General features: G+C 66.6%; 19 protein-coding genes and 1 pseudogene. 4 read left to right on the forward strand and 16 right to left on the reverse strand.

All coding sequences use genetic code 11. From position 1 onward, the window contains the following. The 15 genes and pseudogenes from DVH29_RS16575 to DVH29_RS05095 all read right to left on the reverse strand — a co-directional run. Positions 1 to 116: pseudogene (locus DVH29_RS16575) on the reverse strand (Asp/Glu racemase); the annotation flags it as partial. Between the two features lie 30 nt (positions 117 to 146). Next, positions 147 to 1247, reverse strand: a complete 1101-nt coding sequence (locus tag DVH29_RS05030; RefSeq protein WP_245944882.1) for an ABC transporter ATP-binding protein — start codon at positions 1245 to 1247, stop codon at positions 147 to 149. After that, positions 1240 to 2214: an ABC transporter ATP-binding protein gene (locus tag DVH29_RS05035; RefSeq protein WP_114645075.1), complete on the reverse strand. Its 975-nt coding sequence runs from the start codon at positions 2212 to 2214 to the stop codon at positions 1240 to 1242. The genes DVH29_RS05030 and DVH29_RS05035 overlap by 8 nt, the downstream gene beginning before the upstream one ends. Beyond that, the gene (locus DVH29_RS05040) at positions 2211 to 3176 is read right to left on the reverse strand and encodes an ABC transporter permease (RefSeq protein ID WP_114645076.1); all 966 of its coding nucleotides are present in this window, start codon (positions 3174 to 3176) and stop codon (positions 2211 to 2213) included. Before DVH29_RS05040 ends, DVH29_RS05035 begins: the two co-directional genes overlap by 4 nt. Before the next feature lie 9 nt (positions 3177 to 3185). Further along, positions 3186 to 4106, reverse strand: coding sequence for an ABC transporter permease (locus tag DVH29_RS05045; protein ID WP_114645077.1), 921 nt, complete (start codon positions 4104 to 4106; stop codon positions 3186 to 3188). Between the two features lie 32 nt (positions 4107 to 4138). Then, positions 4139 to 5620, reverse strand: a complete 1482-nt coding sequence (locus DVH29_RS05050) for an ABC transporter substrate-binding protein (protein WP_439331613.1) — start codon at positions 5618 to 5620, stop codon at positions 4139 to 4141. A 264-nt stretch (positions 5621 to 5884) separates the two neighbouring features. Next, the gene (locus DVH29_RS05055) at positions 5885 to 6454 is read right to left on the reverse strand and encodes a MarR family winged helix-turn-helix transcriptional regulator (protein ID WP_245944883.1); all 570 of its coding nucleotides are present in this window, start codon (positions 6452 to 6454) and stop codon (positions 5885 to 5887) included. Between the two features lie 132 nt (positions 6455 to 6586). Continuing rightward, positions 6587 to 7348 (reverse strand): sulfite exporter TauE/SafE family protein, encoded by a 762-nt coding sequence (locus DVH29_RS05060; RefSeq protein ID WP_114645078.1) that lies wholly within the window; start codon positions 7346 to 7348, stop codon positions 6587 to 6589. A gap of 12 nt (positions 7349 to 7360) precedes the next feature. Next, positions 7361 to 8605 (reverse strand): flavin-dependent oxidoreductase, encoded by a 1245-nt coding sequence (locus DVH29_RS05065; protein WP_114645079.1) that lies wholly within the window; start codon positions 8603 to 8605, stop codon positions 7361 to 7363. Between the two features lie 45 nt (positions 8606 to 8650). Further along, positions 8651 to 9607: an amidohydrolase family protein gene (locus DVH29_RS05070; protein WP_114645080.1), complete on the reverse strand. Its 957-nt coding sequence runs from the start codon at positions 9605 to 9607 to the stop codon at positions 8651 to 8653. A 316-nt stretch (positions 9608 to 9923) separates the two neighbouring features. Continuing rightward, complete coding sequence (locus DVH29_RS05075) at positions 9924 to 11318, reverse strand: nucleotidyltransferase family protein (protein ID WP_147276002.1); 1395 nt, start codon at positions 11316 to 11318, stop codon at positions 9924 to 9926. Between the two features lie 41 nt (positions 11319 to 11359). Continuing rightward, the gene (locus tag DVH29_RS05080) at positions 11360 to 11779 is read right to left on the reverse strand and encodes a PqqD family protein (RefSeq protein ID WP_114645082.1); all 420 of its coding nucleotides are present in this window, start codon (positions 11777 to 11779) and stop codon (positions 11360 to 11362) included. Positions 11780 to 11833: 54 nt separating this feature from the next. Beyond that, positions 11834 to 12553, reverse strand: coding sequence for a glycosyltransferase (locus DVH29_RS05085; protein ID WP_114645083.1), 720 nt, complete (start codon positions 12551 to 12553; stop codon positions 11834 to 11836). Then, positions 12550 to 13254 carry a glycosyltransferase family 2 protein gene (locus tag DVH29_RS05090; protein WP_114645084.1) on the reverse strand — a complete coding sequence of 235 codons (705 nt, stop codon included), beginning with the start codon at positions 13252 to 13254 and terminating at the stop codon, positions 12550 to 12552. The genes DVH29_RS05085 and DVH29_RS05090 overlap by 4 nt, the downstream gene beginning before the upstream one ends. Positions 13255 to 13300: 46 nt before the next feature. After that, positions 13301 to 14251, reverse strand: coding sequence for a hypothetical protein (locus DVH29_RS05095; RefSeq protein ID WP_147276003.1), 951 nt, complete (start codon positions 14249 to 14251; stop codon positions 13301 to 13303). Positions 14252 to 14375: 124 nt separating this feature from the next. On the opposite strand from DVH29_RS05095, the gene DVH29_RS05100 reads away from it, so the two are divergent. Then, positions 14376 to 15443: a phosphoenolpyruvate carboxykinase (ATP) gene (locus DVH29_RS05100; protein WP_158541564.1), complete on the forward strand. Its 1068-nt coding sequence runs from the start codon at positions 14376 to 14378 to the stop codon at positions 15441 to 15443. On the opposite strand, the gene DVH29_RS05105 is transcribed toward DVH29_RS05100, so the two are convergent. Continuing rightward, positions 15386 to 16687 carry a glycosyltransferase family 2 protein gene (locus DVH29_RS05105; protein WP_114645087.1) on the reverse strand — a complete coding sequence of 434 codons (1302 nt, stop codon included), beginning with the start codon at positions 16685 to 16687 and terminating at the stop codon, positions 15386 to 15388. The genes DVH29_RS05100 and DVH29_RS05105 overlap by 58 nt on opposite strands. 154 nt (positions 16688 to 16841) lie before the next feature. Between DVH29_RS05105 and DVH29_RS05110 the strand changes: the two genes are divergently transcribed. From DVH29_RS05110 to DVH29_RS05120, 3 genes are all read left to right on the forward strand, one after another. Further along, entirely contained in the window at positions 16842 to 17924 is a 1083-nt protein-coding gene (locus tag DVH29_RS05110; RefSeq protein ID WP_114645088.1) for a nucleotidyltransferase family protein, read from the forward strand. 23 nt (positions 17925 to 17947) lie between these two features. Continuing rightward, positions 17948 to 19597, forward strand: a complete 1650-nt coding sequence (locus DVH29_RS05115) for an ATP-binding cassette domain-containing protein (RefSeq protein WP_158541565.1) — start codon at positions 17948 to 17950, stop codon at positions 19595 to 19597. 106 nt (positions 19598 to 19703) lie between these two features. Next, positions 19704 to 20297: an NIPSNAP family protein gene (locus DVH29_RS05120; RefSeq protein ID WP_147276005.1), complete on the forward strand. Its 594-nt coding sequence runs from the start codon at positions 19704 to 19706 to the stop codon at positions 20295 to 20297. Positions 20298 to 20332: the final 35 nt, after the last annotated feature.

Consider the following 20332-nt stretch of genomic DNA (forward strand, 5'->3'; position numbering starts at 1 on the left):
AACGTGAACCGCTCCGGCAAAATCCCCTCCCGCGCCCGCAACAAACCCGGAATCTCCGTCTCCATCGTAACATTCGAGGACGGGACAATCTGACCAATGCGATAGGGGGTTGGCACGAAGCCCTCCTGCAATTTGAAAAAACGTATTCAGGCGTTCCAGCACGCCACCCAGTGATCGACGCCCTTGGGTTCCAGCACCGGCTTTTTCTCGCGGCAGACATCGGAGGCCAGCGGGCAGCGGCCGAGAAAGCGGCACCCGGTGCCCGTCGCATCCGGAACCGGCCCGCCGGCGCGCTTCCTGTCCTGGCGCGCCAGCTTGATGGTCGGATCGGGCTCGGGCACCGCCGACAGCAGCGTCTGCGTATAGGGATGGAGCGGGCGTTCATAGATCGCGTCGCGCGCCCCGATCTCAACGATCTGGCCGGAATTGAGGATGGCCACGCGCTGCGAGATGTGCCGCACGACGCTGAGGTCATGGGCGATGAACAGGAAGCTGATGCCCAGCTCCTCCTGCAATTCCTGCATGAGGTTGACCACCTGCGCCCGCACCGAGACGTCGAGCGCCGAGACCGGCTCGTCGGCCACGATGAAGCTGGGCTTGAGCGCCAGGGCGCGGGCGATGCCGATGCGCTGGCGCTGCCCGCCGCTGAACTGGTGCGGATAGCGCTCGGCCGCCGAAGCCGGCATCCCGACCCGATCGAGCAGCGCCAGCACCTGCGGGCGCGCCTCGGCAAAGCTCCCGACGATGCCATGCACGACCAGCGGTTCGGCGATGATGCTCATCACGTTCATGCGCGGATTGAGGCTGGAATAAGGGTCCTGGAAGATGAGCTGCATGCGCCGGCGCAGCTTGCGCAACGGCTCCCCGCCCAGATCGCTGATGTCCCGGCCCTCGAAGGTGATGGTGCCGGCGGTGCGCTCGATCCGCCGCAGGATGGTGCGCCCGATGGTCGACTTGCCCGAGCCCGATTCCCCCACGAGCCCCAGCGTCTCGCCGCGGGCGATCTCGAAGGAGACGTCGTCGAGAACCTCGAAATAGGTCCGCTCGCCCCAAAAGCTGCGCTTGCCCAGCGGATAGCGCACCCCCAGCCCCTTAACGCTGAGAATGGGGCCATCGGCGGCGGCGGGGCTTTCAGACTCGAGCCCCGAACGGGCCTCCGCCCCCGAGGCCGCGCCCGCGAAACCGCCCTGATGGGAGGCATTGGTCATGGTCGACCCCAGAAAAGTCATCGCGTCGCTTCTAGACATGCCAGCACATCGCCTTTGCCTGGTTTCCCGTCGTGACGGCGGGGGGGTCCATCCTGCACTCCTCGGTGCGCGCCTCGCAGCGGTCGAAGAACGGGCATCCGGTCGGGGGATCGATCAGGCTCGGCGGCGCCCCGTCGATGGAGAACAGCCGGTCGCTGCTGTCGCGCAGCCGCGGCGTCGAGCGCAGCAGGCCGGCGGTGTAGTAATGGGCCGGGCGGCTGAACAGCTGGCCCACCGGCGCCTCCTCCATCTCCTTGCCCGCATACATGACCATCACCCGGTGGCAGCTCTGGGCCACCACGCCCAGATCGTGGGTGATGAGGATGATCGAGAGGTTCATCGCCTTCTGGATGTCGTTGATCAATTCGAGGATCTGGGCCTGCACCGTCACGTCGAGCGCCGTGGTCGGTTCGTCCGCGATGAGCAGTTCGGGCTCGCAGGCGATGGCCATGGCGATGATGATGCGCTGCTTCATGCCGCCCGAAAGCTCGTGCGGAAGCTGGCTGAGCCGCGAGACGGGCGAGGTGATCCCCACCAGGTCGAGCAGTTCGAGCGCCCGCTGCCGCGCCTCGCGCGCCGACTTGCCCAGATGGTGGACGATCACCTCCTCGATCTGCGCGCCGATGGTCATGAGCGGGTTGAGCGAGGTCATGGGATTCTGGAAGATCATCGCCAGTTCGCGGCCGCGGATCTTGCGGCCATAGGACCGGCCTTTGGGGCCGAGCAGGGAGCGCCCCTTGAAGCGTATGTCGCCGCGCACGATCTCGCCCGGGGTATCGATCAGCCCCATGACCGACTGGGCCATGACGCTCTTGCCCGAACCGGACTCGCCCACAATGCCCAGGGTTTCCCCGCGCGCCACGGTGAGCGAGAGGCCCCGCAGCCCGTGGATGACGCCGGCCCGCGTGTCGAACTGGACGTGTAGATCGTCGATGACCAGGAGGTCGTCCTCTGCAACCGCACTCATTGCTGTCCTCCCACGGGCTGGCGCGCCGCCTGCCGACGCCGTCCGGCGCGATGGCGGGCATAGCGCTTCTCGCGCTCCTGCGGATCGGTGGTCACCCGCACCCAATTGGCGAGCAGGTTGATGGCGATCACCGTGATCGAGATGCACAGGCCCGGAAAGGTCACCAGCCACCAGGCGACGAACAGGTAATCCTTGCCATTGGCCACATCGAGGCCCCAGCTGGTCGCCGGCGGCTGCACGCCCAGCCCCAGGAAGGACAGCGCCGCTTCGGCGAGGATGATATTGGTGAATTCGAGGATGGCGAGGGTGAGCAGCGGCGAGATGAGATTGGGCAGGAGGTGGCTGAACACCACGCGCCCCGGCCGGCAGCCGATCATTTCCGCCGCCTCGATATATTCGAGCTGGCGCACCGAAAGGACGATGGAGCGCACCAGCCGCGCATAGACCATCCAGTTGGCGATGGAGAGCACGACGATCATCGTCGCGATGCCAGGCCCCACCACCGAGATGACGAGGAGGATGAGCAGGAGGGCCGGCAATGCCACCTGGATGTCGACGATGCGCATGATGACCGAGTCGGTGCGCCCGCCGCGGAACCCAGCCCACAGGCCCATAATGGTCCCGAACGTGCCGGCGATCAGCACCACCGAGGCGGCGACCAGCAGCGAGGCGCGCGACCCGTGGATGATGCGCGAAAGGATGTCGCGCCCCAGGTGATCGGTGCCCAGGATATGGGCGAGGCTGCCGCGCTCCAGCCAGAAGGGCGGCACCAGACGGGCGCCCAGATCCTGCGCGCCCGGATCATAGGGCGCGACCCAGGGGGCGAACACGGCGCAGAAGAGGATGACGACGATCACCGAGAGACCGAAGGCGGCCGAGCGATCGTGCCAGATTTCGAGCAGCAGGCGCCCCGTGCGTGCGAAGGGCCTCCGGGCTGCCGGCGCTGCGATATCAAGAGACATGGCGCGTCCTCAATTGAGGTCGATACGGGGATCGACGAGCTTGTAGATGATGTCGAGGGCCAGGTTGATCAGCACGATCAGGATGGCGACGCAGAAGACGATGGCCTGCAGCAGGAACAGATCGCTGCGCTGGATGGCCTGCAGGGCCGTCTGCCCCAGCCCGGGCCACGCGAACACCGTCTCCACCACGACGCTGAACCCGGCGAGGGCATAGATCACCTCCCAGCCGCTCATGGTGAGGAAACCGGCGAGGATGTTGCGGAAGCCGTGCACGGTGACGATGCGATGCAGCGGCATGCCCTTGGCGCGCGCCGTCTGGATATATTGCTTGTTGAGTTCGTCGAGCATGGCCGAGCGCACCAGCATGGACAGCCGGGCCAGCGAGGGCAGCGCCATGGCGATGGAGGGCAGGATGATATGGGCCGGGGTGCCGATGCCGGAGGTGGGCAGGAGGCCGAAGACCACGGAAAAGGTGATGATCAGCATCAGCCCGACCCAGAACTGGGGCAGGGACAGGCCGAGAAGGCCCAGCCCCACGATGAGGCGGTCGACGATGCCGCCGGGCCGCAACGCGGCGATGGTTCCCAGCGGCAGCGACAGGACGATGGCCGTGCCGATGCCCGAGACGAGCAGCAGCAGCGTGTTGGGCAGGCGTTCGAGCACCACCTCCATGGCGGCGCGGCGCTGCCACAGGCTGTCGCCGAAATCGAGATGGATCGCATCCCAGACGAAGGTGCCGAACTGCTCGAGGATCGGGCGATCGAGCCCGATCTGATGGGCGAAGGCGGCCCGCTGTTCGGTGGTGGCGGAAAGAGGAAGCATGATATCGACGGGGTTGCCGACGAGGCGGGTGACGACGAAGACGATCGTCGTCACGGCAAGCACCACGAGAATGCCCTGCCACAGCCTCCGCACGATATACGAACCCATGATATCCTCCTCCCGCCAGCCTTATCCGGTCGCTACTCGTTGACGGACATTTCCTTCACGATGAGCTTGGCATCGACGCGGGGCTGCCATTCCATCCTCCCGGAAACCCCGTAAATGTCCTGCATGTTGAGCAGCGGGACGGCGTAATTGCCGTCATAGACGTGCTGGGTGATCTCGCCGTAGAGCTGCGCCCGCGTCTCGACATCGGTCTCCATGCGCGCCTGGCTGATCCACTCGGCCAGTTCCGCATCGGCGTTCGACGACGCGCCTTCGCCCATCTGATAGGCCCAGGAAAGCGGACGGTCGGCGTCGAGCACTTCGTCGGAATTGACGGCGAGCACCGCATCGGGACGGTTGGCGGGATCGAACAACCGGGTCAGATAGGCGCCCCATTCGTCGATCTCGACATTGACGTTGAGGCCGGTCGCCTGCCAATAGGCGGCCACGGCTTCGAGCTGTTCGCGGTCCTTCAGCCAGCGGCCGGCCTGGCCGAGCAACGTGATGGTCTGGCCGGCGGCGCCGCTGGATTCGATCAGCGCCCGGGCCCCCTCGGGATCGTAGGGATAGGCTTCGAGCGCCTCGTTGAAGCCGAAGGCGGCCGGATTGACCAATTGCCCGCGGGCCGGCTGCGCATAGCCGCCGAACACGTTCTCGGCCAGCGAGTTGCGGTCGATGGCGATGTTGAGCGCCTGGCGCACCTCGGGAATGCCGGTGACCGGATTTTCGGTCGACAGCACGATGACCGAGGTCTCCAGCCCCTCGACGGTCACCGCATTGGGGACCACGTCGACGAATTCGGGCAGCAGGTTGGTGATGACGTCGAGCTCGCCCGACATCAGGCCGGCAAGGCGCGCGCCCGGCTCGGCGATGAAGCGATAATGCACGAGGTCGATTTCGGGCTCGCCATCCCAGTAATCGGCATTGGCCTCGAGAATGATCTCCGAGCCGCGCATCCAGCCGGAGAATTTGTAGGGGCCGGTTCCGACCGGGGCGGCGGCGAACTGGGGGTCCTCGCCATAGGCCGGCGGCACCATCTTCATCCAGTACATGCGCGAGGGCAGGATGGGATCGGCGCCCGACGTGGTGATGCGCACGGTGTATTCGTCCACCGCCTCGGCGCCGTTGATCGAGGCGTAATAGGACAATTGCTCGGAATTGAACTCGGGGGCAATGACCCGGTTGACGCTGTAGACCACCGCATCGGCGTTGAAGGGCTCGCCATTGTGGAAGCTGATGCCCTCGCGGAGTTTGAACTCCCAGGTGGTTTCGTCGACCTGCACCGGCTCGGCGGCGGCCAGGCCCGGGATCAGCTCGCCCTGGGCGTTGCGCGCCATCAGCGCCTCATAGACGTTGTCGCTTACGGCGCGTTCACTGCCATCGTCCCGCGCCTGCGGGTCGAGGGTGGAGGGCTCGGCGCTGAGGCCGATCCAGATGTCCTGCGCCAGCCCCGGAAAGGACAGGCAAAGCGCCGCCGCCATCGCGACGGCGGAAAGGCCGTATTTCTTTACCATCATGATATCCACACCCTTTGATTGATCGGTTCCAGCGCTGCCCCGCGTCGATATGCGCGAACCTTGCGAGCTTTGGTGCAGCCTGTTCCGACGAAAACTGTGCAACGCGTGCCGGGCCGAGTCAAGCATTTAATCAGTGTGCCTCCCTTTTTTTGCTCAGCACACCCCATTCCGGGGTTAAGCCTTTGAAACGGCGGCGCTTCGGCATAAAAAAACGAGGCGCAGAAACGCCTCGTGCCGTCGCGCCACCGCCGCTGGAGCGCCGGATCAGTCCTCAGGCTTTTCCAATTTGAGCGCCGCCCGGCCATGCTCGTTATTGGCCGCCAGGAGCCGGATGAGCAGGTCGATGAACACGGTCCGCTCGTCGGGGCTGAGGCCTTCGAGAATGCGCTCCTGCGCCCGCACCATGGCCGGGTGCATCCGCTCGAGCAGCTTCTCGCCCTCGGGGGTGATCATGGCGATCATCGCGCGCCGGTCGGTCTTGCTGCGCTCGCGGCGCACCAGCCCGGCGGTCACCAGACGCCGCAGCACGTCGGCGACATTGGTGCGATCGATGCCCAGCCGGTTGGCGATGCTGATCTGGTCGCTGTCGGAGGTGCTCGAGAGGATGGTCAGCAAGCCATATTGCACCGGGGTGATCTCCTTGCCGCACTCCTCGAAGAACAGCGCATAATGGAGCTGGTTGAGGCGGCGGATGAGATAGCCCGGGCGGCGCCAGAGCGGCATTTCCTCGATGAGCGACATGAGCGACTTGTCCGCGATCTCGGGCCGCGCCGCGTCCTTTTCGGAAGAAGCGTCATCAGGCGCCTCGAAAACGTCGGCTTGTGCGTTCGACATGGCTGGGAATCCTTTCCGGTTTCAGACGCGGGGCATACTGCGTTTATGCGGCCGAGACAATCGGCCCCGCCTCCAGACTTGGGTGCCGGGATCAAGATTACTTGCACAGGCCCGGCAAGGCCATCCAAACCGTCAGCCTGCCAGGAGAACCGAGAGGCCGTCCCAAAGCAGCTTGATCCCCACCACGGTGAGCAGCACCGTCACCGTCCGGTCGAAGAGCCCGTGCGACATCCGCTCGGTGAGCGCGTTGCCGACCCACATGCCGCCCAGCACCGGGACCAGCGCCAGGCACCCGGCGGCGAGCAGCGGCAGGTCGATGAGGCCGGAGGCGAGGAGGCTGCCGGCCTGCACGAGCGAGAACAGCAGCAGCATGGACGACAGCGCCAGCATGTACTGGCTGCGCGTCATGTTCATGGCCTGGAGGAAAGCCCCGCCGATGGGCGAGGAAATCCCGGTTGCTCCATGCAGCAGCCCCGCCGCGAGCCCGGCGACCGGCGCCAGCCGCCGCGACGTGGCCGGCGCGAGATTCATCCGGTCGCGATTGGCCAGCCGGGCGAGGCAATAGACCACCAGCAGGACACCGAGGACCAGGGAGGCCCATTGCACCGGCAGGTTGACCAGCACCGCCGTCCCCAGCCCCACCCCCGCTATGCCGCAGACGAGGAAGCCGGGCAGATAGCCCTGCCCTTCCAGCCCCTCGGTGCGATGGCTCCAGATCTGGGACAGGTTGGAGACCAGATAGGAGACGGTCAACAGCCCGATGGTGCTCGGAACCCCGAGCACGCTGGCAAGGATCGGGATGCTGACCAGGGGCGTCCCCATGCCGGTGAGCCCCTTGACGAATCCCCCCAGGACCAGCCCGGTGACGATGACCAGAAACGATGCCGGTTCCATGGGGTGGGTCCGTTACGCGTTGCCGACCTTCTGGCGGTCATAGCCGGCCACGGTCTTGTAGCTGTCGCTCACCGCGGCCAGCTCGGCCGGGGAGATGACGTCCTCGATCCGCTCGAACGGCTTGTCGCCGCTGCGCTCATGCACCAGCTTGAGGATGACGTCGGGCGGATTGGTGCGATTGGTCTGCACCACCTTGGCGGTCGCCACACGGCGATCGGCGTCATAGGCCGCCAGCGCATCGACCACATCGCCGCCGCTGGCGAGCTCGTCGGCCAGCTTGCGCGCGTCGAGAATGGCCTGGCCGGCCCCGTTCGAGCCGCGCGGATACATGGGATGGGCCGCATCGCCGAGCAGCGTCATGTGCCCCTGGCTCCAGAAGGGCAGCGGGTCCTTGTCGACCATGGGATATTCGAGAATGCTGTCGGCGGCCCGGATCATGGCCGGCACGTCGAGGAAATCGAAGTGCCAGTCCTCGAAGGCGCCGATGAAATCCTCGAGCTTGCCGCGGCGGTTCCAGTCCTGCACCGCATATTCCGGCGTCTCGATCTCGGCCACCCAGTTGATGAGCTGGGTGCCCTCGCCGTCGATATTGTCGCGGATCGGGTAGATGACCATCTTGCCATGGCTCAGCCAGCCGGCCCGCACATAGCTGGCGCCGGTGAGATAGGGCTTCCAGCGGGTGACTCCGCGCCACATGTTGACGCCCGAATAGATCGGCCCGCCCTCGTCGGGGAACAATTGCGCCCGCACCGCCGAATGGATGCCGTCCGCGGCGATGGCGGCGCGGCCCTCGACCGGCGAGAGGCTGTTGCCGGCCGGATCGACGAAATGGACGATGGCGCTGGTGGCCGTATCCTCGACCCGCACGCATTTATGGCCCGTCACCACCTTGTCGCGGCCGGCCCGCGCGATGAAGGCATCGAGCAGGACGGCGTGCAGGTCGCCGCGATGGATCTGGAACTGTGGCACGTCATAGCCGGCCGAAAGCCCCAGCTTCTCCTTATAGGCCAATTGGCCGAACCGCGTGTAAAAGCACGATTCCTGGGCCTGGATGGCGACGGCGGCCAGCGCGTCGCGCAGGCCCAGATCGCAGAGCTGCTTGCTGGCATGGGGCAGGATGCTGATGCCGACCCCGATGGGATCGAGCCGCGGCGCCGCTTCATAGACCCGTGCCGGAACGCCCTTTTCGTGCAGCATCAGGGCCAGCGTCAGCCCGCCGACGCCCCCGCCGATAATGATGATCTCGTTCGTGTTCAAAGCCTCTCCTCCATGCCGGATGGTGACAAGGGCCAGCGGCCCAGTTTACAGACGGAACAGGCGCTCCGCATTGCCTTTGCATATTTTTTTCTTGGTCGCATCGGGCAGCGAGGCGCCTTCGATGAAGGCGTTGGCCAGTTCGATGGATTCATAGGGATAATCGACCGAGAACATGACGGCGTCCTCGCCCATCTCGGCCACCGCGGCGACCAGCACCGCATCCGAGCACACCCCCGAGGTGGTGATGACGATATTGCTGCCGATATAGTCCGAGGGCTGGCGCTCCAGCGTCACGCCGTTGGAATAGACCGCAAAGCGGCTATCGAAACGCCAGCGCTGGAAGGGCAGCCCCTCCCCCATATGGCCCAGCACCACCGTCAGCTCGGGGAAGCGGTCGAACACGCCCCCGAACAGGAGGCGCAGCGCATGGGTGCCGGTTTCCACCCCCCAGCCCCAGATGGCGCCGGCCAGCTCCGGCCGCCCGGCAAAGGCCGGCGCGGTGCCATGGGCATCGATGGGATGGAGATAGAGCGGCGCCCTGAGATCCTGCAGCGCCTTCCACACCGGATCATAGGCCGGATCGTCGTAATATTGCCCGAGGGTGTGGCCGTTGACCAGCGCGCCCCTGAAGCCCAGCTCGTTGACGCAGCGCGAGAGCTCGGCCACCGCCTCCTGGGGCCGGTGCATGGGCAGGGCGGCAAAGCCGGCATAGCGCGCCGGATGGCGCGCGATCTGGGCGGCGAGGAAATCATTGGCCTGGCGCGCCCTGGCGATGGCGAGCTCGGGATCGGCCTCCCCCTGAACCCCGGGCCCGGTCTGGGAGAGGATCATCACGTCGATGCCGGCGCCGTCCATCAGGGCCAGGCGCTTGTCGTCGAAATCATAGAGCTTTGCCGAGAGCGCCTTGAACTCGGTCTCGGACATCAGCCGGGTGAACGCTTCCGAATAGCTCTCGAAGCCGGGGGTCATGAAGTGTTCTTCAAGGGCGATCTTGCGTAACATGTCCTGTCCTCAAACCAAATGCGCCATGCAGTGCTGCCGCGGCATCTCAAGGCCTCGGGTCGCCGGGGCGACACGGCTCGGATTGATCCGTTCCATCAAACCCATCCTCCCTCGTCCAAAGCCCCAAACACGCTTGCAGCACATTTTAATCAGCATGCTGATAAAAACTACTCAGCACACCTTCTTTTTGTCAAGCGCAAAACCAGTGCGCCCCGCCGATTGCGGGAAGACACCGGTGGACAGGAAAGCGTGGATGGGTTTTCGGCTTGCGGGCCAAGCTGTTAGCGCACCGCGATACGGGCCCGATGGGTATGGGTCAGGCTGGCCGGGTCGGGCCGAGATGAACGAGGATCATCCCCAGGTTCCGAGCAGTGCGGAGAGGATAGGCCGGGATTTCGACCGGCAGCGCCGCGTCTCCGGCGAGGTCACACCGCACCGTTTTCCCCCCGCCATGCAGCGCGCAGTGCAATACTGCGCCGGGCGCGAGCGCGCGCAGGGTCAGCGACACCACAGCCGTCCGGGCGCTGCGGAGCGGCAGGAGGACGACCAGCATCTGGCCGGCGCCGCCTCCGAGGAGGTGGTGCTCGGCGATGGTGAGGCGGTCGATCGCCTGGCCGCGCACCCGCTGTTGCGCCAGAAGGCCGATCAGTTGCAAGGCGAAGGTAGCGGGCAGCAAGCGGCGCGCCGCCCTTTCCAGCACGGTGGCCGGCGCCATCGGCTGGGCGTGGCGCTCATGGCGCAGGTCCTGCGCGAACAGGCGCCGGACCACCCAAGGCGCGCGCGCGCGGGGGCGGACCGTGCAGCGGCGCCACTCGTCCTGCCCCGCGGCCGTGACCGCGTCAGCGAGGGCGGCAAGGACAGTGGCGGGTACGGCATGCGGCGTGTTGCGGGCGAGGATGTCGAGATAGGCCAGCGCGAAGGCCTCGACCCCATAGCGCTTGGCGAGCGCCGTCACCTCGGTCCACTCGATCGCCTGCGGCACCATGGCCAGCAGGGCTTCCCCTTCGAGCAAGCGCGTGAAGCACGCCATCCCGTCCCAGAGCGCATTGTGCGCCAGGGCGCAGAACACTTGATGCGCGCAGGATGGCAGGCGCACCTTATGGCCGGCCCGCAGCGCCACGGTGCTGGCGGCGCGAAGGCGATCGGCCAAAGCGGTATCCGTGATGCTGGCGAGGACCGATGTCCTCAGCACGATATCGCCATGCCGCCCGGCTATGGAAAACCGCAGCCCGTGCGGGCCGGCGGCCATGGTGGATTCACCCGGACCGAGAATGAGCCCCGTTTGCGAAACGAAGCCTTGTGCGGCCAGCGCCCGGCAGGCGTCGGGAAACTGGTCCTCCGCCACAAGCAGCTCCAGCGAGGCGATGACGCGGCGCTTGGCGAGGCCGGGATCGCGCACCATCGCGGCTGCGCTCGAAAGAAGCAGCGGCGTCACCTGCGCGGTGGCCAGCGCCGCCAACGCCTTGTCCAGCGGGTCCAGCCGCGCTGCATTGCCGGCCCAGAAATGACGCGCCACACCGCGCATGCGGGCGAGGTCCGGGTCGGCGATCCCTTCGCGCGCCGCCACCTCGGCGAGCAGCGGCATGGCCCGGTGATGCTTGTGGTCGGCCGCGTCCAGGCTGCCGAGGGCGCGCCAGGCCTTGTAGGCCGCGACGGCCGGCGCCCCCCGGTGGGACACGGCCTGCAAGACGAGGCAGGAGGACGGGTCCAATAGGTCCCCTGAGACTGCCCGAGCCCGTTCCGGCAATCGAGTCAGCCCTGGTCCTTGAGCGGCCAGCCGGCGTCGGCATCGACCTCATGCACGGGATCGAGCAGCAGCAGGCTTTGCATGTCGCCGAACGATTCCAGCTCGGGAATGGCCATGCCGCCGACGATTTCGGCGGTGCCGGCCGGGGCGCTCGCGGTCGGCGCGCCGCTGGCCGGGCGCATCAGGCCATTGTCGAGCAATTGCCGGGCGAAGGCCGCAATGCCCTCCGCGAGAGCCGCGTTGTCGCCGGCCAGGGTCGCGAGGGCTTGCACCGAATGGCCCGCGACGAGGTCGCGCCAGATCACGGCGCCGCCATCCTTGATGCTGAAATAGATGCCGGTTTCGAGATTGATGGCGACCAGTTCGCCATCGAATTCCTCTGCCGTGCAGTTGGGAACGGCAATCTTCAGAAAGGTCTCGCTCATGATAGGGGCTCCGGGAAAGAAGGCGCGAGGGCATCGCACCGGGGATGGGGGAGGTTAGGGCCGGGTTCGAAAATCCGCATCGGGGGCGATGGCGGCGAGTTCGATTCCCGTCTCGTCGACGAGATAGTCATAGCCCTCGCGCTGGAACTGGCTTGTAGGGTCCAGCGCCTTGTATCGCTCGACCCGCGCCTGCCGGTCGGCGAGCGCGATCATGCGCAGATGGTAGATCGCGAATGGCAGGTTCGCGCCCACCTGGCCCAGCCTCATGACGATCTCCAGCGGCATCCAGTAGCGATGCAGCTGGCGCGGATCGAACTTGGTATGGGCCGGATCGTTGCGGAACAGGCGGTAGCGCGCCTTGGTGCCCCAGACGCCGTCGACGCGGTAATGGCGATCGTCATTCCACATTTCGCGCAGCCGCAGGGCGAAGGCCTCGACACCGCGCTGCTCGGCCTCGGCGACGAGGAGCGGGAGCTGGCGCTGGAACCGCAGCTCGACGCGCTCGTCGGCGTCGATGCACAGGAACCAGTCCGCCCCATGGCGCCGCCCGGCCTTGATGAGGTCGATGTGATTATGACGCTCGCGCCAGGGCTCTCCCACGGGGCGGCGCATGAGCTCGATCACCTTGGGATGTGCGGCCAGGAGATCGGGAGTCGCGTCGGCGGAGCCGTCATCGATGGCAATGATGGCATCGACGGCGGGCGCGATATTGTCCAGCCACCCGGGCAGGTAGCGCTCCTCATTGCGGGCCTGCAGCAGGGCGATGATGGTCATGCGCCGCCCTCTTGGGCACGGCGGCGGTCCAGCGTCGCCTTGAGGACCGGAGCATAGCTCTTGCTGCGCAGGGTCCGGGCGCTGTAGTTGGAATCGTGGACGCGCCGCAGGGAGACGATAGCATCCAGCATCACCACCTCCATGCCCCCATCGCGGGCCCGGCCATACCAGTCGATGAACTCGCCCACGGCAAAACTCTCGTCGAACGGCCCGACCGCGCCGAACGTATCGCGCCGCGTCAGCAGCGTGCCAGCCGAATAGGCCGGCATGGGATCGGGCGGGCAGACAAGGGTTCTGGCCACCGCTTCGGGCAATTCGGGAGAGAGAAAATGCCGCATATGCCCGAACACCAGCCGGCCCGGCGCATTGCCGAGCGCGGCGGCCTGGCGTTCGAGCTTGTCGGCGTCCCAGACGTCGTCGGCGCTGAGAAAGGCGATGAGGGCGGAACTGGCGACGCGCACGCCGTGATTGAGCGCCGACGCGACGCCGCCATTGTCCTGGCGGACATAGCGCACCGCCGGCGCGGAGCGCGCGACCTCGGCCGTATCGTCCTCCGAGCCGTCATCGACGACGATGATCTCCGAAGCCCGGCGGGTTTGCCGGCCAATGCTGTCGATGGCGTCTTTGAGGTATTTTCCCGCATTGAAGGCGGGGATGACCACGCTGATGCTTTCGGAAGAGTCTCGCTTCACTATGGTCATGACCTGCGCCCCCGGTGGATGGGGTCCACCTCGAGCGATAGCCCCCTCATGTCCACCGCGTATAGGATTCGGGGCAGCGCTCCAACAGCGCCGACCCCACACGGCTGGCCTTTAGCATGGCGGCCAGTGTCGACGATGAAAATTGTTCACCGCCGAGACGTTTGGATGGCCTGATGATCCGCGTTCGCAGGTCAGTATAGTCAGCATGATTTGCGTCAGCAAGCAGACCCCGAAGTGGAAAGGCCGCGATATCGGGGGAGAGGTTCCTGACGCCGGCCTTGGCGGGGAAGACCTCGCAGGCGCGGCACCGGATGTAATAGGCATAGGCCAAGTGCATCACCCAGGACAGCTGTGAGGCGGACAGCGGATCGAGCTGCACGAAGGGGTGCAGGTCGAACGCCAGATCCTGCTGGACGGGGCCGCGCGCGAACCAGAAATAGCCGATCTTGCCGTGGTTGACCGCGAGATCGAGCATGAGTTCGCTGAGCCTGAGATTGACCAAGCGATAGCTGTCGGTCTCGTCGGCGGCAATGTCCGCATGCCCGCGCGGCCATTCATGCAGTGAAAACCACGAGACATGTGCGTCGGTGGCGACCCGGCCATATCCGACACAGGGCACCACCGGAATGCCCAGTTCCGCAAACGTCGCCGCCATGCGGAACTCGGTGGCCGTCTGCTGGAAGGAGGCGCCGCCGACAAAGGCATTGTCGTGGCCGCTGGCGATATCGACCATCATGCGCCCGTCGAAATCAAAGCGCGGCGCCACCGGGCCGTTGTTGAGGCGCGTGCCGAAGCGAATGGGGCCGCCCCGGTCCCCGGCGCCCTTGATCTTGAGGGACACCCCCCGCTTTTCCGGATGGGGCAGATGCACCGAGCGCCCGCCATCGACCGCGCCGATCCGCGAGGCCGTCTCGAACCAGGCCCGCACCCGTCTTTCGACGGCGGCGCTCGCGTGGCGGACTTCGACGCTGCGGATTTCCATGGAAGCGGAGGACATTTAGCGGGTATGGGTTGATCAGCGGACGCCGATCGGGGACAAAATTCAGGGGCTTGAATTAGTGCAAAACATGCATGCCGTCGAGACAATTGATGGGCCGGGCGCGATCGTCTGGATGCGGCAGGTGATCGAGCGTCTTTCCTCCGCCCCGCCCGGCGGTTTCGACCGCCGCGCCCTTTCCGTCGCCGGGATCGATCTCGAACTGGTCTTCGACGACACGGCCATGGCGGACGATTATTGCGATATCCTCTGCCACACGGCCCAATCCGGCCCGCCCTCGACCCACATCTTCGTCCTGTCCCGGCCAGACCTCATCGGCCTCGCCCTGCCCGATCTCGACCAGGCCACCTGTTCGCCGGACCAGTTCCAGGCCCTGGCCGGCGCGGCCGGGCTGCGCGCCGCCTATCCGTTCCAGGCCCAGACCTGGAAGTTTTTCGACACGGCACGACATATCGGCGTGCAACTGACCGCCTCCCGCGCCGCCCTGCCGCTCTGGGACGCCACGGCGCCGTTACGGCACCATTTCCACTGGATGCTGGACGCGCGATCGCAGCGCCTTGTCCATGCGGCGACCCTGGGTCACGAAGGCCGCGGGGTGGTCCTCTTCGGCGCGGGGGGAGCGGGGAAATCCGGCACCACACTGGCCGGCCTCTCGGTGGGCCTCAAGACGGTCGGCGACGATTACGTGGCCCTCGCCATGGCCGATGCCTGCATGGCCCACCCTCTGTTCCGGGTGGTGAAGCAGGACCGCTCCGGTCTCGACCGGCATCCGGCACTGAGGGAACAGACCGCCCATATGGACGAGAACTGGCGCGGCAAGGTGATGTTCGACCCATCCGATTTCTATCCCGACCCCTTTGCCGACCAGTTGCGGATCGGCGCGGTCGTGCTGCCCCATATCGCCCATGCCGAGCATCCCCTGTTGCGCCCGGCCAAGGCCCGCGAGGCGATGCTGGCCCTGATGACCTCCAACCTGCATCAATTTCCGGCCGAACCGGAAACGGGAATGGCCTTTTATGCCCGCCTCCTCGCGAAAATCCCGTGCTTTCACCTCGACCTCTGCGGCGAAGCGCGCAAGAACGGGCTCCTCCTCAAGCGCTTCATCGCCGCCGGCTTCCCCCAAGCCGGCCTCCGCTATGACGAGGCGCTCTCCGATCCCATCCGCAGCTCGCGTTCAAACGGCAGGGTGTAGCCGACCAGTTCGGCCAGTTCCGCCCCATAGGAATGAAGCTGCCGCTCGGCCAGCCATGCGGCCAATCGCCGGGCGTTCGCGGAGCGATAGGCCGAGAGCGCGATGGCCTGCCGGATATGCGCAGCGGCCCCGTCCGAACCCTGCCGGCGATGGGCATCGGCACAATGCAGCCGAAACCATACACTTTCGGGGTCGAGCGCCACGGCCGCCTCGAACAAGGCAATCGCGCGCTCCCCGCGTCCTGCCCGATCCGCCTCCTCAGCCCGCTCGAACAGGTTTTGCCCCCGCGCCAGGCGGGCCGCGCCCCGCGCCAGGCCCAGGGCATAGGCCAGGCTGGCGAGGGCGACATAGGGCCTCGTCCGCCTGAGCGTTCCACCATCGAATCCCAGCGCATCCCGGCCGATGCGCAGCGCGGCGCCGGCCCGTTGCCGCGCATCGCCGATAACGGTCTTGATAGATGTGTTGGCACCATTGCGCCGCGCCGCGCGCCGGCCACGGCCGAACATGTCGCCGGCCAGCGCCACGGCCGTCCTGGGGTTTCGATGGATCGTGCGGATGGCGGGCACCCAGGCCGCCGGCAGGGACCGCCCGAGACGCTGGGCGAAATCGGTGTCTTCGGCGATGCGCAAGGCGACGTTGAAATAGCCCAATTCGCCGAACACCGACCGCGCATAGGAGACGCCATAGCGCAGCGCCTGGGGCGGGCGCATCTGCGGCGAGCGCAGGCCGAACAGCGTCAGATGGGCGGCAAGGGCCGCAGCGTTCTCCTGCCCCGGGACGGCAATCGCCGACGCCACGGCGCGCGCGCCCTTCTCATGGGCGGCAAGACGCGCCGCGACCCAACCGTCCGCGGCCCGGCAATCGCCGGCGAGAAAGGCGACATAGGGGGCGCTGCTCGCATCGATGCCGATATTGCGCGCCGCCCCGGCCCTGAGTGGTTGCGCCACGTCGATGATGCCAATGCGCCCGGCAAAGCGTTCGAGCAGCGCTCCCGCATCGCCGCCGCCGGAATTGACGACGACGATTTCCGGCACGGTCTCCTGCGCCAGCAGGGAGGCCACCGCATCCACCAGCCCCTTCTGGGCACGAAACCCGATCACCACCACCGCCAGACCCGCTGTAACCCCGCCCTCCGGCAGGCGACAGCGGACCGGGCCGGAACACCAGCGCTTCCAGCGCGCGCCCTTGCCGTCAGTCCCAACGGGCGGCGCAGACAAGAGTTGGACGGGTTCGCTTACGGCCATGGGGGATGCCTGTGCCTTCTGACGAGCGGGCGCTCTCTCTGCTGCTTACAGCAATCGGGCGAGGTTTCAATGCGTCCCGTTCACAGACTATCGCTCGACCCCGGATGCATGATGGCCTAGGAGTCGGGGACCAATTTCCTTCGGACTCTCTCTCATGGCCGCCATCGACCTCCGCGCCTTTGCCCGCCTTTGCCTCGAAGCGGCCAGGGGCAGGGACGTGCGGGATCTTCTGGCACCGCATCTGGCCGCGGGGGTCCCGATCGGCGGCATTGTCGAATTGGCCAGAAGCCACAGGGTGGTTCCCCTGCTCGCCGCGCCGCTTTGCGCGCTCGGCGTCACCGACCCGCGAAACGTCCGACCGCCCGCATATTACGCCTCCTATCACCTGCACCTGCGCCAGCAATTGCTGCAGCTGGAACAGGCCCTGCGCGCCGATGGCTGCCGCATCGTCCTGCTCAAGGGCAGCATCCAGCTGTTCCGTCCGCTCTACCCGCGCTCGGGGATGCGCCAGATGGCCGATCTCGACGTGCTGCTCGACGATGCCGCCCCGCTCAGGATTCTCGCCGAACTCGGCTATCGCCCGACGGACGAGGGACAGGCCATGCCGACCTCGCTCGACGTCGCCCCCGGACAGCACGATCTCGGGCCGTTCTGGCGCGAGCGCGACGCGGCGCGCATCGAGCCGCATGTGCTTCCCGCCTCCAGCCAGCATGCCTATCTGGTGGGCAATATCGCCGAGCACGCCACACCCGCGCCCGGCGCCGAAGCGCTCTATCTGCCCGACCCGGCCGACCAGTTGATCCTCGCCATGGTGCACGCGCTCTGCTCCGACCGGGCCAGCATGCATGGGGGCTTGTTCCTGCGCGGCATCGTGGAATGCGAAATGCTCTATGATGCCCTCACCGACACGCAGCGGCAACAGGCGCAGGACCGCTTGTCCGCACGGGGCGGCGCGCATTTGTGGCACCAATGGCGCGCGCTGGCCGATTGGTGCCTCCATGAGGACGACGCGGCGCGGCGACGCAGCTTCGGCGCGGCCCGATTGATCGCCGAGCTCGAACTGCGCCATCGCGGCCATGCGGGGGTTCTGCTGGCCAGTTCGGCCAACCTCGCGGCCAGTTTCCTGCGGCGGGACTTCTGGCGCAGCGGGCGCGCGACGGCCTATCGGCACCGGCTCACCGATCGTCGTTTCTGGGCGCGGTTCGCAGCGAAAATTTCCGCCGCCCTCAGGCCATGACGAAAGGGAGCCGGTCGGCCGCCATGCCCGGACAAATCGCGTCCCTCAAAGCCCTTCTGAGCCCGCGCGGCTGGTCGAGCCAGATATCGGCCTGGATCGCCGGGCTGTTCGCCGCGATCTTCGAAGCGGGGAGTCTCGCGCTCATCCTGCCGCTGGCGACCTTCGTCCTCTCCGCCGAACCGGCCGCGATCGGGCCCATCGCCGTGTCGCGCGAGAGTCTGGTGGCGGCGGTCATCCTGCTCTATGTCGCCGGGCTTGCGGTGCGCGTCTTCGCGCTGCGCTTTACGATGAAAACCACGCTTTCGGTGGGCTATGGGCTTGCGGCCCGGCTGTTCGCCCGCGTCCTCGATCAGCCGCAGACCTGGCACACCCGGCACCATTCGGCCGAGTTGCGCACCCTGCTCCTGCACGATGCGCAGGAACTGATGTCGCTGGTGACCATCCCCCTCGGCCGCCTGCTGGCCCAGGGGGCACTGGTGCTCTGCGTCGGCACGCTCATGCTGGTGGTGCGGCCGGTCGAAACCGCCGTGGCGGCCCTGGTCCTCGTGACATGCTACGCGCTGGTCTTCGCGCTGTCCGGCCAGCGGCTGACGGCCATAACCGCCACACAGATCCAGAACCACGCGCTGCGCCATCGCTACAGCACCGATGCCCTCAACGCCATCCGCGAGGTGCGCCTCTCCCGGCTCGAGACAGAGTTTTCCCGCTCCTTTGCAGCCGCATGCGAAGGCATCGCGGCGTCCGGCGGGGCACGGACTCTGTTTTCCGAACTGCCGAGGCTGATGCTCGAGGCGGTCCTGTTTGCCTTTCTCATCACCTTCATGCTTTTGCTGGCCTCCGGCCGAGAAGCCCAGGACCCGGCGGCCCTCTCGACCCTCATGGTGTTCGCGGCCGCCGGCCTGAAACTGTTCCCGATCGGCCACATGCTCTATGCCAATCTGGCCAGCCTGCGCAGCGGGCAGCCGCTGCTCGACAAGCTGGCGCGCTTCGTCGACGGGCTCGAGCCGCCGCTGGAACCGGCGCCAGTGCCCCCGGTCACCAACGGCTTCACGCTCGACGCCGTCAGCTTCACTCATCACGGCAGCGCCGCCCCGACGCTGCGAGACCTGTCGCTCTCGGTGGGCCGCGGCACATCGCTGGCCATCACCGGGCCGTCGGGCTCGGGCAAAAGCACGCTCATCGACATCATCGCCGGGCTCATCATGCCCGATGCGGGCGCGGTGGAAGTCGAAGGCGTCCGGCTGACGGCGCGCCACGCCCCGGACTGGCAGGGCCAGTTGCGCTATTGCCCGCAGAAGCCGGCCCTGTTCGACACCGATATCGTCGGCAATGTGACCATCGGCGCCGACTTCGACCGCGACCGCCTGCAGCGCGCCCTCCACATCGCCTGCCTCGACGACCTGCCGTTTCCCGCCGAAGGCCATCCGGTCGGGGAACTCGGGCGGCGGCTTTCCGGCGGCCAGGTCCAGCGCATCGGTCTCGCCCGCGCCCTCTATGGCGCGGCCCCCATCCTCATCCTCGACGAGCCGACCGGCAACCTCGACGCGCGGACCGCCGAGCGTTTCCTCGACCGGCTGTTCGCGGCGCAAGGGGACACGATCGTGCTCATCGTCACCCACGACCCCCGCGTCATCTCCCGCTGCGCGCAAGTACTGGAGCTCGATGGGCCATGACGGCAATAATGTGTGCCATTGGAATATTGATGGCATACCAAAGATCGTGTAGGACTGTGCGAACCATCAACCGAAGGGGAAAGCATTGATTTACGATCTGACCGAATTGGCCCTGCTGCCCAACAGGCTGGGCGATGTGCTGCCGATCCTGCCCGAGACCTATGCGCGCTACGCGCCCAATGGGACGGCACTGGGATGTTTCGCATGCGAATTTGGCGTGCTGAATCGCTTCATCCTGCTGGCGGCATATGAGAATGCCGAGGCCCTGCAGGCCGACCGCGCCCGCGACCTGGAAGCCGACGACCCCTTCGGCATTCAGAAGCATCTGGGCGCCGTCGTGCGCAACGCGTACAAGCCCCTGTTCTTCATGCCGCCGATCGCGCCGGGCGACTTCGGGCCGTTTTATGAATTCCGCACCTATTCCATCGCCCCGGGCGGCCTGCCCGAGACCGCGGAGGCCTGGAGCAAGATCGTGGAACGCCGGCAGCAAATGTCAAAGCTGCTCATGGTCATGGGATCGATCGGCGATGCGCCCACCAAAATGGTGCATATCTGGCCCTACAAAACCATCGAGGACCGCATGAAGGCGCGGGGACAAGCGAGCAAGGAAGGCATCTGGCCACCTCCGGGGGGATCGGCGCAGCTGACCAACCTGCAGTCAGAACTGTTCGTGGCAACCGGATATTCCGACCTGAAATAGACAAGCCGGACCATTCCGGCATCCGCAGCCCGGAA

The sequence above is a fragment of the Pelagibacterium lacus genome (assembly GCF_003345525.1).
Lineage (GTDB): Bacteria > Pseudomonadota > Alphaproteobacteria > Rhizobiales > Devosiaceae > Pelagibacterium > Pelagibacterium lacus.